The sequence below is a fragment of the Chryseobacterium sp. JV274 genome (assembly GCF_903969135.1).
Lineage (GTDB): Bacteria > Bacteroidota > Bacteroidia > Flavobacteriales > Weeksellaceae > Chryseobacterium.
Genome location: NZ_LR824569.1, coordinates 285,991 through 301,448 on the forward strand (window position 1 = coordinate 285,991; position 15,458 = coordinate 301,448).

The window sequence follows — 15,458 nt, forward strand, 5'->3', positions numbered from 1 at the left end:
TTTTATATTGGTTTTAATATTTATTGATCTGCCTCAACATTTTGCGTGGCATTTTCCTTTTCAACCAACGTGTAATGGGAGAAAACCCATTCAATGATCTGATTTATTATTTTCATGATCATCTCAAGTTCGGTCACCGCAGTTACTCCCGGTACCAGTTTCACAACGTCAGGTTTGGGTAATGGCTGTTGTAAAATAAGACCGGTTACCTGAGGATCAGACTTTGTCGCGGGAATACCATTATACATGCCCACATGTTGTACTGATAACTGAAGCATATAGTCTTGCAAAGTTTCAGGAGGTGTTTTGATGCTAATTGAGGAACTGCTTGAGTGTTGCAGCTGACCTGGAAGCGATTGGTTTTGTATTCTTGTATAGCTGGCTCCTGATTTTGAAGAATCATCAATAGCCATCTTCTGTAAAGCATTTAATATGCCGGCCGTCATATGTGTAGGAGCCTGACCATATATTGTTGCAATTTTTTCCAGTTCTGATACCGGCCAAGCATGAGGCACTACGTCCAAATCATTCCAGTGCATGGTATTCCAGCTTTGGTAAGTTCCTGATTGTTGCTGCCATCCTGGTGGCAACGGTGGAAATTTACTGTTGAACAGACTGGCAAATGCTGCCTCACCAGGAGTTGGTCCGGCGGTAGGATATACAAGCGTTACACCGAAAGCATTCAGATCTTTATTTTCTTTCAGATAAAGGGCAAGAGTAGGTGATAATGCTCCTGCAAGACTGTGTCCGCAAAATATAATAGCTGTACCGGGTTCCGGATGTAAGCCTGCAAGAAACTGCTGCAGTGTCGTATTCGGGGAAGCTGCAGAATGAGGGCTTTCAAGTCCGAGAAGGATACTTACACCGGTAGCTGTACCTTTTGAAATATAAGGGTCTGTACCATTATAAGCTGTTGGAACGAAATTGGAAGGATTATAAGTCGTCCAGTTCACCACTTCTGAAACTGAGAAATCTTCTGTTTCCCAATCGTAAAGTGATGAAGGATTAGTTGCTGCAATAGCCACAACGTAAGCAGGCAGTGTAGGACCTCCCGGAAATGCGAGAGCATCACATTTAGCTACATATAATGCATTATCAGCAACTCCTGTAGGAAAACCCTTTTCATCTTTTTCTTCAATCAGGGCAGGTCCCCAGACAAGATCCCAGCTTCCTAATACCGGCAAAACTGAAGGGTCAGCTGTTGAAGGCGTTTCCTGGCCCATTATTTTAACAGGAGGAACATTGTTAAAATAAAAAGATAAGTCATACTGAAGCTGTAATTGCAATTGGATACCTAGGCCGTTGTAGCCTCCCGCACGGTTTGCAAGACCTGCCATACCAAATACTTGTTGATAGGCATCTAAAGATGGATTTGTCATAATGTGATTGGTTTAAAATTAGTTGATAAAATGATTATGAATTATTTTACATAAAATTCTCTTTTGTGTGATATTATAATCTTTATTGAGAACTTCATTAAAATGATAAAGTAAAATAAACCATTAAAAATGGTATACCGGTAAGTAGAAATAACCAAAATATTCTATAGGTATTTGTACCTGAAATTCATCAATTAAGATCATTAAAAACCATCTTCTTTTTTTCAAAGCAAGGACAAGTACGCAAAATACATCTGTGAAATACCTATTATTCAAAAACAATTATTATTTTTGCAGCACTGAATAGCAAAAAATAGTTTTAAACAGTGAAATAACACTGATGTTTACAGGATTTGTAAATTTTAACTGATTGATATTCAGATTAATTAATAGATGTGTAATTTATCAAACTTTAATATAATAATGGAAGAATTAGATCTTATATTAGAATCTGTAAAACAAGACATGGATGCAGCTGTAAAGCACCTGGATCACGCATTTCAAAGAATTAGAGCAGGACGTGCTTCTACATCAATGGTTCAGGATGTAATGGTAGAATATTATGGAGCAATGACTCCTATCAACCAGGTGGCAAATGTTTCTGTTCCGGATGCAATGACAATCTCTATTCAACCTTGGGACAGAACGGCAATCAATGCGATTGAAAAAGCGATCATCAATTCAAACTTAGGCTTTGCACCTTCTAACAATGGGGAAAACATCATCCTTAATGTTCCGCCTTTGACAGAAGAAAGAAGAAGAGAGCTTGCAAAACAGGCTAAAGTAGAAGCTGAGAATACTAAAGTAACTGTAAGAAACGCAAGACAGGATGGTTTGAAAGAACTTAAAAAACTGGACGGAGTTTCTGAAGATGTTGTAAAAGGAGTGGAAGAAGAAATCCAGACCTATACAGACAAATATGTAAAGCTTTGCGATGAGCATCTTAAGACAAAAGAAGCTGAAATTATGAAAGTATAATTTAGGTTTTTTGAAAAATAATAAAGAGGTTTTCGATGGAAAGCCTCTTTTTTTTCTTTTAGATAAGCTTGTTCTGTTGCTTTTAAACTATGTATTTGGTTTTTTTGTTTAGAACTTTATCGTAAAGAGGTCTCATTCCATAATATATTGATGAGTATTTGCGTTAATTCATTATATTTATAGAATTATTCCTGCAGACTTAACTTAAAACAGGAAATTAAACATTTTAAAAGTGATGACGAAGATTATTGGTGTAGGCAACTACATACCATCTGAAATGATAACCAATCTATTTTTTGATAAGCATATTTTTCTTAATGAAAAGGGGATATTATTAAAAGAAAATAATACATCTATTACAGATAAATTAAAAAAAATTACGGGCATTGAAGAAAGAAGATATGCTCATAGTACAGAGGTTACTTCAGATCTTGGATTTATTGCAGCTAAGGCTGCCATTGAAAATGCAGGAATAGATCCTGAAACATTAGACTATATTATTTTTGCCCATAATTTTGGAGATGTTCGTTTTGGAACAATTCAATCCGATGCGGTTCCCAGTCTTGCGGCAAGGGTAAAGCATTTGTTAGGAATCAGAAATAACTTCTGTGTGGCGTACGATGTTCTTTTTGGATGCCCTGGCTGGATTGAAGGAGTGATACAGGCTAATGCATTTATTAAAGCCGGTATTGCCAAACGATGCTTGGTGATTGGCGGGGAAACTCTTTCCCGTGTAGTGGATATTCATGACAGGGACAGTATGATCTATGCTGATGGAGCAGGAGCGGCTGTGCTGGAAGTGAACAACGATGATGACTCCGGAATAAAGGCTCATTTGTCAGCTTCCTATACTTTTGAGGAGAAAGATTATCTGTATTTTGGGAAATCGTACAATAATGAGAAATGCCCGGATACAAAATATATCAAAATGGATGGGCGAAAAATTTATGAGTTTGCCTTAATAAATGTTCCTGATGCCATGAAAAAATGTCTGGACAGCAGTGGGTATTCTATCAGTCAATTGAATAAAATTATTATTCATCAGGCTAATGAAAAAATGGATGAGGCTATTGTTAACAGGTTTTACCAATTGTATAATACACCGGTTCCTGAAAATATAATGCCGATGGTTATTCATAAACTGGGAAACAGCAGTGTGGCTACCATTCCGTCTTTGCTGACTATGATTTTAAATGACGAACTGGAACATCATAAAATCCAGAAGGATGATGTGATATTATTTGCTTCTGTAGGGGCAGGAATGAACATTAATGCCTTTGTTTACAAGTTTTAAACTGAGCATGAAAAAGCTGAAATTATAAAGCATAATTTTTAGTTTTAAAATATAAAAAGAGGTTTCTATTGGAAACCTCTTTTGCTTTTACAGACATTTGATTTGTCCTTTCTGATCTCTATGCTGTAACAGAGATTGATAGTTGGTAAGCAATTTATCGGCATTACACTGCACTTCTTTACTTGGAATATTATCTGCTGTTTTTTCTTTTTGATCAGATTTTATACTGTATTTCTTTTCAAGGCATTTCAGGGGTTTGCCATGCTGAAGATAAATACGGGTTTCTGTAATATCATCTTTAGTAATAGGTTTTTCCGGAGTACCACCATCAAAATTCCATACGGTTTCCTGTCTGAATATAAAGAAAGGCTTTCCATCTTTTATAAAATATTTTTCAGATCCGGAGAAATGACTGTGTTCTGCATAAAAATGCTCTATCACTTTGATCTCATTTTTGTCTGAATGAAAAGTGACTTCACCTGAAGGTTCATCATTACAATCATAAATAAACTTTGATTGACTTAGTTTTCTAGTCTCCAATTGAATCTGAAGAGCAGCATATTCTTTTTTTATCTGATCAATGGGATCCGCTGCCATGTTAGTCTGTGCTGAATCCTTTTTTTCGAAAGAACTGTCTATTGAAGCAGGTTTTTTATGAACTGCCTTATCATTTTTACATGAAAAAACAAGAAATAAACCTGCTGTGAGAAATAGGATTTTCATAAGATAAATAGTTTGGTGGCTGGATAAAAATACAAAATAATGGTACAAAAAAGGCCTTCAATTGAAAGCCTTACTTTTTATTTGCAATTTTCATTGTAATCATAAATCACTTCATTGATAATTGAAAGTTTGTCTACTGTTGAATTGCTGATTTCATCTCTAATGAACTTCCCAAGACCGGTTCTTTTCTTCTCTTCATTTTTAAGAGAACCATATTCTCCTTTAGTAATTTTTGCTTTTACATACGGGCAGTCTGCAAGGATTATTTTTGCTTTTGCCGGAGTCAGTTCTTCCACTTTTCCGCCTTTTTTAGAAAAGATATAATTGGGATTTTCTTTTAATCTTTCTGTTTCTGCGTAAGTGATGGCTTGGGTACTGTTTGCTGAAAAAGCTGTCGGATAGCCATACAGTTTATAAACCGTAATTTTTCCCTCCGTTACCACTTCTGCAAACTGATCTGTTCTTGAAAGATTATTGATCGCTTTAAACCCGGCTGCCAAACCTGTTGTGCTTTCTGAACTGTTGAGGGCTTCTCTCATATTCGAATATTTAACTGATTTAAAAATTCTTGGAGTATCACCTTCATACAGCATATATTCTTTGATATCGTCTGTGTCATACGTTTTAAACTTGATCTTGTTTTTTACTTTATCAATATCTGCAATGGCTGCAAATTTTACTTTTAACTGATTTTGCCATGGGCTGGAGTATCCTCCATGCAAATGAACGACACCTTCAGTTTTTTTTCCGCTTTTATCAATAATGTATCCGTATTTTTCACCGTTGTAGGTTCCGTTTTCATCCTGTTCCTGGGCATAGGTGTTCAGCGAAACAAGACCGAATAGGCCAATAAGTAGTAATTTTTTCATGGTATTGTTTTTTAACTTCGGCAAATATAATTTTTTATATCCAAAATAACTCAACAAAAAAGCTCCGAAAAAAATCGGAGCTTTTTACTTTTATTACTGATACCAGAATTATTGATATCTCTGATGTTCTTTACTTTTTGTAAACCTTTTGGTGATAGGCTTGAATAATGCTTTGTATTTTTCAGCATCAAATAATTGCGAATCTGTAAGGGCTTTATACGTCATCCAAACTCCAAAAGGAAGAAGGATCAGGTTAGGAAGCCACGCTGCAAGATAAGGATTCATTTTCCCGCTCCAGGACATGTTTTCTACCCCAACATTCATTACATAAAAGATAATGAAAATCACAATGGCGATGATTACAGGAAGTCCCATTCCTCCTTTTCTGATGATAGAACCTAAACTTGCTCCAATCAGGAAGAAGATAATACAGGTCACCGAATACGCTACAATCCTTTGCTGATAAATGACAACCTTGCTGAAATATTTTACATTGGAACTGTATTCATTCTTTTTAGACTCCAGTGTAGACTTCAGATTATCCAGCCTGTTGTAAGAGTTGTAAATGATTTCCAGCTTTTTGTCTCCTTTTACCGTATCCAGTTTGATCTGTGTTTTTGGAGCTACTTTATGCTTGTTGCCCTTATCCATATAAGTTACAACGGAATTGGTCTGGTTAAGAACCTCGGAACCGATATTGTCAAAGAACTGCTTATTGTCTTTTTTGTTTTTGTTAATCGTTCCGTCAAGTTGATTATAGGTCTGAAAACGGTAGTCATCCGTGATCTGCTCTTTTTCGATTGCTTTATTAATGATTTCACTGATGTCAAAGTGGGAAACCAATGTATCAAATTTAATAGCCTGATCGGGCTGTTTCTGTCTTACATTATCGCCTTTTCCGGCAAAGGCATCTTCAAAGACATATCCATTATAGAGTACAAGTTTCAGGAAATTTTTATTAGCTGCCGGAACAAACTTTCCTTTTTCTGCTACAACAGATTGTTGATTTTCATAAGCATTGGCTTTTTTATGTACAAAAACCCCTTCAATATTTTCTCCGTTTTCCCCATATATTTTATCAAACTTTACCATATACCCGGGAATCTGATCAATAAACTGTCCTGGAGTAAAGTTGATTGCCGGTTTTGTCTGGGCAATATTGAAAAGCATGTTCTTGGCTTTTTTCTGAAAATCAGGGATAATATTATTGGAGAAGAAAAACAACATAATCGCAAGGGCTGTTGAAATTCCAAGCAGAGGAGTCATTACCCTGGTCAAAGGAATTCCTGCCGCTTTCATTGCAGCAAGTTCATAGCGTTCTCCAAATTCCCCGAATGACATAATACTCGCGAGGAGGATTGTCAGTGGGAGAACCATGCTTATAACGTTTACTCCAAGATAAAAAAGAAGTTTAAGGATTTGCCAGTAGCTTAATCCTTTTCCCATAAATTGCCCTAGCTGAACCCAGATAATGTTTACAATAAAAATGAAAAACAATACGCTGAATATAAAGAAAAACGGTCCAAAGAAGGTTTTTATGATATATCGGTCTAGTATTTTTACCATGCGCCAAAATTAATCAAAAAGCCACAAAGTTTACTTGTGGCTTTTTATATTTTGTTAATTTTTTAACTTAAAAAGCAAATTTGCGTATTTGCCAATTCACTTTCAGCTTTTTAAAGTTCTGTAATTACGTAATTTTTAAACTTATTTTTGTCAAAAACAAACATATTAGGATCCAGCTGCTGATTTTCTTTGTATTCTTTTATCGCAATTACTGCCACATCTTTGTTGTTTCCGTGTTGTTCCAGTTTTACCATTTGCTTTTTCGCAGAATCTACAAAAATATATACGAACTGTATTCCATTTGCTTTTACCGGAGTAAGTTTAATAAAATCAGCATTCACACCATTGACCATCTTTTTACCATTATAAGTTACATTATAATCGTTTCTGTAAGTCGTAAGGTAGTTGATAGGGGAGAACATGGTACCGCTTCCGTTGGGCTTAGCGACTGTTACTTCCATATCATCTGCATTGATATTGTAAATCTTGCTTCCGTCGAAGATCTGTTCTGTATCCATAATCTTCAGTTTGTATTTTTCTCCCGCAACGTAATAAATACCCGGTTCTGTTTTCGTAACCTGCCCGTTAAGGCCGCTTCCAAAAGAAAATTTGAAGTAAGAATTCTTTTTAGAATTGTAGTTGGCTGTAATATCATCCAATATCTTCTTAGCCTTAGCATCAATCTTCTGAGCATTGGCCATACCTACTGCACTTACAACAAAACTTCCTAATATAACTTTTGAAATAATATTTTTCATTTTTTTATTTAATAATCTTTAGACATTTTTAATTTGGAAAGGTTAAATCATTCGATTTTTCCCTTAACTACGCAGATCTTCCAAAAACTGTTCCAAAGAATGAAGATCGCTGATCAGAACCTCTCTTGCTTTAGCTCCGTTAAAGCCTCCAACAATACCGCTGGCTTCAAGCTGATCCATAATTCTTCCTGCTCTGTTATAGCCCAGTTTCAATTGTCTCTGAAGCATTGAGGTAGATCCCTGCTGAGTGGAAACAATAATTCTGGCTGCATCTTCAAAAAGAGCATCTTTTTCGTTCGGGTCAAAAGCACCTACTGTACTTGTAGAGTCTTCAGAAACATATTCAGGAAGTAAGAATGCAGAAGCATATCCTTTCTGTTCTCCGATAAATTCAGCAAGTCTTTCCACTTCTGGTGTATCTACGAAAGCACACTGAAGTCTCAGGATCTCATTTCCGTTGAAATAAAGCATATCTCCTTTACCAATCAGCTGGTCTGCTCCCGGAGAATCAAGAATGGTTCTGGAGTCTACACTGGAGATTACTCTGAAGGCTGCTCTCGCAGGGAAGTTGGCCTTGATCATCCCTGTAATTACGTTTACAGACGGTCTCTGTGTTGCTACAATAAGGTGGATACCTACAGCTCTGGCAAGCTGTGCCAATCTGGCAATTGGTAATTCAACCTCTTTTCCAGCTGTCATGATCAAATCTGCAAACTCGTCTACTACCAATACGATGTAAGGTAAGAAGCGGTGACCGTTTTCAGGGTTTAACTTTCTTTCTGCAAATTTCTTATTGTATTCTTTTAAGTTTTTACAGAAAGCATTTTTAAGAAGGTCATATCGGGTATCCATCTCAATACACAGAGAGTTCAGGGTATTGATTACTTTATTGGTATCTGTAATGATTGCTTCTTCTGCATCCGGCAGTTTCGCTAAATAATGTCTTTCAATTTTTGAATATAATGAAAGTTCAACTTTTTTAGGGTCTACCATCACAAACTTCAGCTCGCTTGGATGTTTTTTGTAAAGAAGGGAAGTAAGAATGGCATTAATCCCTACAGATTTACCCTGACCTGTTGCTCCGGCCATCAATAAGTGAGGCATCTTTGAAAGATCGGCCATGAAAATTTCATTAGAGATCGTTTTTCCGAAAACCACGGGAAGATCCATATCTGTATTCTGGAATTTCTGAGAAGCAATTACAGAGCGCATAGAAACCATTGTAGGATTTTTTCTTGGTACTTCAATACCAATTGTTCCTTTTCCAGGCATTGGAGCAATAATCCTTATTCCTAAAGCGGAAAGGTTCAATGCGATATCATCCTGCAGTTTTTTAATAGCAGCTACTCGGATTCCTGCTTCCGGTACAATTTCATATAATGTAACAGTAGGACCAATTGTTGCCTTGATCTCTGCAATTCCGACGTTGAAGTTTTTCAGAAGTCCAACGATCTTATTTTTATTTTCTTCTAATTCTTCTTTATTGATGGAAATTTCTTCACTGCCATAGTCCTTCAGCAATTCTACAGGCGGCATTTGGAATTTAGCCAGATCCAGCTTATGATCATACAAACCGTGTTTTTCTACAAGTTCCTGTGATTGCTTCTCAGAATCGTCCAGAATGTCAATTACAGGAGCTACTTCTATATTGAATTTAATATTTTCCTGTGCCGGTGCAGTGTTTACAGCGGAAGATGGAGCAGATGGTCTGATATCAAATGCTTCTTCCGGAGTAGAAACCGGAACAATGGGTTTTGCAGAAAGATTTAAACTTACCGGCTCCGCTTCAAAAGAAGTGTGGTTAGGAGTCGTAATAGTTTCTATATCGGTTGAAACCGGAACTTCTGGAAATCCTTTTGGAATGCTTACAGGTTCTGGTTCTCTCACAGTATTGATTGAATTATTGGAAGTGCTATTGGTAACATCACTTACCGTAACCCGGGATGCAGCTGTTTCTTCAGCTTCTTCTTTCAACTCCTCATCTGCCTCGAAATCATCATCAGAATCAGGAATCATAGATTTTACTTTTCCAATAGTATTTTCATTGATCTTATCCAGCTTTGCTTTGATAGAACTTGGACGAAGATTAAATTCAAGAATAAAATATAAAAGAATGCTTGACACTAATACAGTCCATAGGCCTACCGTTCCAATAATAGAATTAAGGTAATCCATAACCTGATATCCATACACTCCTCCTAAAACACCTTGCCCTTTCGTAAGTGCTCCCATAAAAATAGGAAGCCAGCAGATAAAGAATAAAGAGTGCCCGAAGGTTTTCCATGGTTTGAAGATTTTCTTCTTAAGAATCAGTGTGCCAACTACAAGAAATAAAAATGCAATGATGAATGAAGCAATACCAATACTTTCGAAAATGAAAATATTCCCCAGCCAATCACCAGCCTTGCCAAAGATATTGGAAGATTTTATACTCTTGTCCAGCATTGTTCCTGCCTGGCTTTGGTCTGCTTTCCAGTTCATTAAATAAGAAATGAATGAGAATGCAAGAACAACCGATAAAAGTATAAAAGTAAGCCCGGAAAAAATACGCGGCTTAGATAAAATTTTGCCTGCTTCAGGCGATTCAGTCTGTTTTTTTTGTGTCTTTTTATCCATAATATCAATGTCGCAAATTTAATGTTTTTTCAACACTAAAAGAATCTTTTTTCTCCAAAAAATATTTTGGAAATCCCGCTTTTTACAACGATTATTTAAAATTTGATTAAAAAATATTGTTCGCAATTATAAAATAAAAATAGGGCTATTTTTTTTGTTTATGCAAATCTGATGCTGTTAAATAATATTAACTAATCCATATTTACATTTCTTTAAAAAAGATAATAAAATTTCTGATCTAAATATAGAGAAATGAAAAAAATAATAATATTAAAAATTATGATTGATATTATTTAAGATCAGGGGTGTTTTTTGAACTAGTTCAAAGGTCAGGATTTAAAACAACTATAATTTTGTCTCAGAAAATTTCACACATGGAAAACACATTCAAAACTATTCTGACTTTAGGTCTGATATTTATTTCACTGATTACAATGAACGCACAAAAACAAAAAATGGAAAACACCGCATTATTAATTATCGACGTACAAAATGATTATTTCCCCGGAGGAAAAATGACATTGGAAAAGGCTGAGCAGGCTGGAGAAAATACCAAGAGGATTTTAGAATATTTCAGAAAAAATAATCTGACTATCGTTCATATCAAGCATATCTCAACGAATGAAGGAGCCACTTTTTTTCTTCCGGATACGGATGGAGCCAAGATTAATCAGTTGGTTTTACCTAAAGAGGATGAAAAAATAATCACCAAGCATTTTCCCAACAGCTTTAGAGAAACGGATCTCATGGACTATCTTCAGTTAAAGAAAATCAAAAATCTGGTAATTACAGGAATGATGACGGATGTATGTGTAGAAGCAACTACCAGAGCCGCTTTCGACTACGGTTTTCATAATACAATTATCGGAGATGCTACAGCCACCAGAAACAGGGAGCTTAATGGGGAAGTGGTGAAAGCTGCGGAGGTTCAAAGGTCTTTTTTGGCGGGAATATCTGCTCTTGGAAATCTTTATGCCCAAATAGCGAGTGCCAATGCTTTTTTAAACGGAAAATAACTTAACATAACATAGTTTTGTAAAGGTATCAATAATTTGATACCTTTATTTTGCTTAAATAAAACAATGTCCGATTTACTTCTTAAAAATATTAGTCAATATATACTCCTTTCGCAGGAGGATTTTAAACAGTTTGTAAAGCCATTTGAATACAAAAAGTTTAAAAAGAAAGAGGTTGTTCTCAAAAAAGGAGATTATTGTCTTTTTGAAGGATTTGTTCTGAATGGCTGTTTCAAAATCTATTATCTGAATGAAAACGGATTTGAACAGACTTTATATTTTGCGATAGAAGGATGGTGGATCACAGATATCGACAGTCTGATCAATAATGTTCCGAGTATTCTGAATATTGAAGCCCTTGAAGACAGCGATGTATTGATGATTTCCAAAAAAGACAAAGAGCTTTTGTATGAGACCATGCCTCAGATAGAAAAACTTTTCAGGATCATGAACCAAAAGTCTTCAGTAGCATTGCAGAGAAGAATACTTTCATTAACGGGTAAAACGGCAGATAAACGCTATCTTGAATTTCTTGGAAAATATCCGGGACTGGAACAGAAACTTACCCAGCAGCAGGTTGCTTCATATTTGGGGATTACCCATGAATTTTTAAGTAAAATCAGAAAGAAAATATCATTGTAGAAAATGGTTTATTGTTCTTTTTCTTTTCTCGGGTAATATAATTGAAGTTTATTTATTGAAAATCAGCTGTTTATTTGCTAATGTTGTGTTTTTAAATAGAAGAATTCAATCACTGATATAGGTATTATGAATCTGGATTGAAGCGATTTTTAAAATTGAATTTTCCTTAATCTTTCCAGGCTTATTAAGAATCTTTCAAAATAAGCAAAACAGAGGCCAAAGTGACAAAAAACAGCTTTTTTTAAGCTCTTTATGGTTTATCATGCTTATTTTTGCATGTCAAGTACAATAAATCATGAAGAAGCTCCAAGATATTCTTATCTCAACCAGGACAATGGCTGTATTGTTGCTGGTGTACGCATTTGCGATGGCATATGCAACGTTCTTAGAAAACGACTACGGAACTCCTACAGCAAAAGCATTAATTTATGAGGCCAAGTGGTTCGAACTGATCATGGTCCTGCTCATTCTTAATTTCATAGGAAATATCGGAAGATATAGATTATGGAGAAGGGAGAAATGGCCGGTTCTTGTTTTTCACCTTGCCTTTATTTTTATTTTTATCGGTGGTGCCATCACAAGATACATCAGTTTTGAAGGAACTATGCACATCAGAGAAGGTGAAACATCCAACGAAATTGTAACGGATAAAAATTTCTTTAAAATTCAGATTGAAGAAAAAGGTGATGTTCTTAATTATCAGGACGTTCCTTATCTGATGTCACCTTTGAACAAAGATTTCAAAGCAACTTATGACTTCCACGGAAAAGAAGTGAAAGTGTTTGCCAAGGAATACATTCAGAGAAAAAAAGACAGCCTTGTAGCTGAGCCAAACGGTGCAGAATATCTTCATTTGGTATCTACCGGAAATACTGGAAGACAGAATATTTACATCAAACCGGGCGAAACAAAATCGATCAACGGAACTTTGGTGACGTTCAACAGAGCTATTGAAGGAGCGGTTGAATTCAAAAATGAAGGAGGAAAGTTATTCATTAAAACTCCTGTAGATGCAAGCTATATGACCATGGCTACTCAGGCAACGGGAAGTACAGTGAAAAATGAATTCCAGCCTTTGGCATTAAGAAGTTTATATACCATCAACGAACTGAAACTTGTAGTACCTGAAGGTCTTAAAAAAGGAAGACTGATGGCAATTGAAGGAGACAGAAAGAAAGATGCTAATGTTCCGGATATGCTTCAGGTTGAGCTTCAGGGTCCAAAAACAAAGCAATTGGTAGACCTTTCTGTGGAAAAAGGGAATCCTAATGCATACAAACAGGTTACTATGGACGGATTAAACATCATGGTTGGATTCGGGCCTAAAGTATATAATACTCCTTTTGCCTTGAAATTAGATGACTTCGTGATGGAAACCTATCCTGGAAGTTCATCTCCAAGTGCTTATGAAAGCCATGTGAAAATCATTGACGAAGGCAAAGAAACTCCTTATAAAATCTATATGAACCATGTTCTTAACCATAAAGGTTACCGTTTTTTCCAGTCAAGTTTTGATCCGGACAGAATGGGAACAGTTCTTTCTGTAAACCACGACTATTGGGGAACTTTGATTTCTTATATCGGATATGGACTTTTATTCTTTGGAATGTTTGTGATCTTCTTCTGGAAAGGAACTCACTTCTGGAAATTAAATAAAATGCTGATTGATGCAAACAAAAAGAAAACAAAAGCAGCAGCAATACTTTTAGTGTTCCTGAGCTTAGGTTTAAACGCACAGAAAATTGAAACTCACGGAACTACGGACGGAAGCAGAGAACACATTCATGTGGAAGGTGACAATCATACCCACGCTCCGGCTCCATCTGTCCAGCCGCTTGATGGCGCTGCTCCAAAGCAGAACTCTCTGGCTACACCAATGGGGAAAATGAGATCTATTTCGCCGGATGAGATCATTGCAAGAAACAAAATCAGTGAAGAGCATGCCGAAAAATTCGGATACCTTTTGGTGCAAAGTTTTGAAGGAAGAATTGTTCCTATCAATACTGAAGCATTGGATGTTTTAAGAAAACTATACAAGAAAGATAAATTCAAAGGAACAGACGGAAAGTATCTGACTGCCAACCAATGGTTCCTTTCAATCAATACAGATACTCCAAGCTGGACTATGGTTCCTATGATCAAGGTAGGAACGAAAGGAGGTGATGAACTGAAAAATAAAACAAAGGCAGATGAAGAAGGGTATACTTCATTGATGAACCTTTTCCCGGCAGATGCCAATGGTAATCTAACCTATATTTTAGAGCATGATTACAATACTGCATTCCGTAAAAAACCAGCTGAACAAACGAACTATGATAAAGAAGTAATTGCTGTAAACGAAAGAGTACAGATCTTCAATGAGTTCTTCAGCGGTCAGTTTATGAGAATTGTTCCTGTGAAAAATGATGCCAACCACACATGGCATTCATGGTTAGATCAAAAATTCGAACCGGATATGGAGTCTCAGCAGGTGATGGGTCCTTATTTTGCTGAAGCGCTTACCGCACAGAAAACCGGAGACTGGAGCAAAGCAGATACAGAGCTGGCAAAGCTTTCAGAATACCAGCAGAAATGGGGTAAGGCAGTAGTTCCTGCAAAATCTAAAGTTGATCTTGAGGTTTTCATGAATAAAGCAGATATTAACTTTAAATTATTGATTTTCTATACTCTTATCGGAGGACTTCTTTTAATCTTAGGATTTGTTGAGCTGTTTAAATCCAATAAAGTTTTAAATAAAATCATTAAAGTAATCATCGCGGTTGGTTTAGTAGGATATCTTTGCCATTTCTTAGGGCTTGTTGCAAGATGGTATATCTCAGGACATGCCCCATGGAGTAACGGATATGAAGCCATTATCTTCATCTCTTGGGTAGGTATTACAGCAGGTTTATTTTTATATAGAAATTCCAATGCATTAATTCCTGCAGCCGGATTCATGGTGGCAGTTATTATGATGGGATTTGCACACGGAGGTTCTGCTCTTGATCCTCAGATCACACCGCTGGTTCCGGTACTGAAGTCTTATTGGTTAATTGTTCACGTAGCCATTATTACATCCAGTTACGGGTTCTTTGCCTTGTCGATGATTATTGCTGTAATCTCATTGGTATTCTATATTATATCTAATAAAGAAACTTATAAAATTCACCACGATACTACATTAAAGGAATTGGTAATCGTTTCTGAAATGTCATTAACTATCGGATTGTTTGCTCTGACGGTAGGAAACTTCTTAGGAGGAATCTGGGCAAACGAATCATGGGGAAGATACTGGAGCTGGGACCCGAAAGAAACTTGGGCCTTCATTTCCATCATGGTATATGCCTTTGTATTACACATGAGATTGGTACCAGGATTGAGAAGCAGATGGGCATTCCACATCGCAACAATGTTTGCATTCTGCTCAATGGTAATGACTTATTTTGGGGTAAACTATTACTTAAGCGGACTTCACTCCTATGCAGCAGGAGATCCTGTGCCAGTACCGGCTTGGGTATACATCGGAATAGGAACAATGATTCTTTTATCAGCTGTTTCTTATTTCAAGTTTAAAGCCTTAACGAAGAAATAAAAGATTGAACATATCAATTAAAATCCCGGAATTTATCTTCCGGGAT

At 36.3% G+C, this 15,458-nt stretch carries 11 protein-coding genes; 5 read left to right on the plus strand and 6 right to left on the minus strand.

The genetic code is table 11. The annotated features are described in order from the left end of the window. Positions 1-20 precede the first annotated feature (20 nt). Positions 21-1,379 (minus strand): lipase family protein, encoded by a 1,359-nt coding sequence (locus CHRYMOREF3P_RS01335; RefSeq protein WP_180563665.1) that lies wholly within the window; start codon positions 1,377-1,379, stop codon positions 21-23. 423 nt (positions 1,380-1,802) lie between these two features. Here CHRYMOREF3P_RS01335 and frr point away from each other — a divergent pair, with 423 nt between their 5' ends. Then, positions 1,803-2,357 carry a ribosome recycling factor gene (frr, locus tag CHRYMOREF3P_RS01340; protein ID WP_047384743.1) on the plus strand — a complete coding sequence of 185 codons (555 nt, stop codon included), beginning with the start codon at positions 1,803-1,805 and terminating at the stop codon, positions 2,355-2,357. Positions 2,358-2,589: 232 nt separating this feature from the next. Continuing rightward, on the plus strand, positions 2,590-3,651 hold the full coding sequence (locus CHRYMOREF3P_RS01345; protein ID WP_077417763.1) for a 3-oxoacyl-ACP synthase III family protein: 1,062 nt from the start codon (positions 2,590-2,592) through the stop codon (positions 3,649-3,651). Positions 3,652-3,738: 87 nt separating this feature from the next. On the opposite strand, the gene CHRYMOREF3P_RS01350 is transcribed toward CHRYMOREF3P_RS01345, so the two are convergent. The 5 genes from CHRYMOREF3P_RS01350 to CHRYMOREF3P_RS01370 form a co-directional block, all read right to left on the minus strand. After that, positions 3,739-4,374: a hypothetical protein gene (locus CHRYMOREF3P_RS01350; protein ID WP_077417761.1), complete on the minus strand. Its 636-nt coding sequence runs from the start codon at positions 4,372-4,374 to the stop codon at positions 3,739-3,741. Positions 4,375-4,451: 77 nt separating this feature from the next. Continuing rightward, complete coding sequence (locus CHRYMOREF3P_RS01355; RefSeq protein ID WP_077417759.1) at positions 4,452-5,243, minus strand: hypothetical protein; 792 nt, start codon at positions 5,241-5,243, stop codon at positions 4,452-4,454. 108 nt (positions 5,244-5,351) lie between these two features. Then, positions 5,352-6,809 carry an LptF/LptG family permease gene (locus CHRYMOREF3P_RS01360; protein ID WP_077417757.1) on the minus strand — a complete coding sequence of 486 codons (1,458 nt, stop codon included), beginning with the start codon at positions 6,807-6,809 and terminating at the stop codon, positions 5,352-5,354. 110 nt (positions 6,810-6,919) lie between these two features. Then, positions 6,920-7,567, minus strand: a complete 648-nt coding sequence (locus CHRYMOREF3P_RS01365) for a LolA family protein (RefSeq protein WP_077417755.1) — start codon at positions 7,565-7,567, stop codon at positions 6,920-6,922. 63 nt (positions 7,568-7,630) lie between these two features. Then, entirely contained in the window at positions 7,631-10,183 is a 2,553-nt protein-coding gene (locus CHRYMOREF3P_RS01370; RefSeq protein WP_180563666.1) for an FtsK/SpoIIIE family DNA translocase, read from the minus strand. A 374-nt stretch (positions 10,184-10,557) separates the two neighbouring features. Between CHRYMOREF3P_RS01370 and CHRYMOREF3P_RS01375 the strand changes: the two genes are divergently transcribed. The 3 genes from CHRYMOREF3P_RS01375 to ccsA all read left to right on the plus strand — a co-directional run bounded on the left by CHRYMOREF3P_RS01375 (position 10,558) and on the right by ccsA (position 15,412). Then, a complete protein-coding gene (locus tag CHRYMOREF3P_RS01375; RefSeq protein ID WP_077417751.1) occupies positions 10,558-11,199 on the plus strand; it encodes a cysteine hydrolase family protein in 642 nt (213 codons plus the stop codon). Between the two features lie 66 nt (positions 11,200-11,265). Beyond that, positions 11,266-11,841, plus strand: a complete 576-nt coding sequence (locus CHRYMOREF3P_RS01380; RefSeq protein ID WP_077417749.1) for a Crp/Fnr family transcriptional regulator — start codon at positions 11,266-11,268, stop codon at positions 11,839-11,841. Between the two features lie 295 nt (positions 11,842-12,136). Further along, positions 12,137-15,412, plus strand: a complete 3,276-nt coding sequence (gene ccsA, locus CHRYMOREF3P_RS01385) for a cytochrome c biogenesis protein CcsA (RefSeq protein WP_077417747.1) — start codon at positions 12,137-12,139, stop codon at positions 15,410-15,412. The last annotated feature ends 46 nt before the right edge of the window (positions 15,413-15,458 follow it).

Bases quoted from the DNA above. Each gene is read 5' to 3' on its own strand.
- frr (WP_047384743.1), top strand. From the start codon at position 1,803: ATGGAAGAATTAGATCTTATATTAGAATCTGTAAAACAAGACATGGAT.
- CHRYMOREF3P_RS01350 (WP_077417761.1), bottom strand. From the start codon at position 4,374: ATGAAAATCCTATTTCTCACAGCAGGTTTATTTCTTGTTTTTTCATGT.
- CHRYMOREF3P_RS01365 (WP_077417755.1), bottom strand. From the start codon at position 7,567: ATGAAAAATATTATTTCAAAAGTTATATTAGGAAGTTTTGTTGTAAGT.
- CHRYMOREF3P_RS01335 (WP_180563665.1), bottom strand. From the start codon at position 1,379: ATGACAAATCCATCTTTAGATGCCTATCAACAAGTATTTGGTATGGCA.
- CHRYMOREF3P_RS01360 (WP_077417757.1), bottom strand. From the start codon at position 6,809: ATGGTAAAAATACTAGACCGATATATCATAAAAACCTTCTTTGGACCG.
- CHRYMOREF3P_RS01380 (WP_077417749.1), top strand. From the start codon at position 11,266: ATGTCCGATTTACTTCTTAAAAATATTAGTCAATATATACTCCTTTCG.
- CHRYMOREF3P_RS01355 (WP_077417759.1), bottom strand. From the start codon at position 5,243: ATGAAAAAATTACTACTTATTGGCCTATTCGGTCTTGTTTCGCTGAAC.
- CHRYMOREF3P_RS01375 (WP_077417751.1), top strand. From the start codon at position 10,558: ATGGAAAACACATTCAAAACTATTCTGACTTTAGGTCTGATATTTATT.
- CHRYMOREF3P_RS01370 (WP_180563666.1), bottom strand. From the start codon at position 10,183: ATGGATAAAAAGACACAAAAAAAACAGACTGAATCGCCTGAAGCAGGC.
- ccsA (WP_077417747.1), top strand. From the start codon at position 12,137: ATGAAGAAGCTCCAAGATATTCTTATCTCAACCAGGACAATGGCTGTA.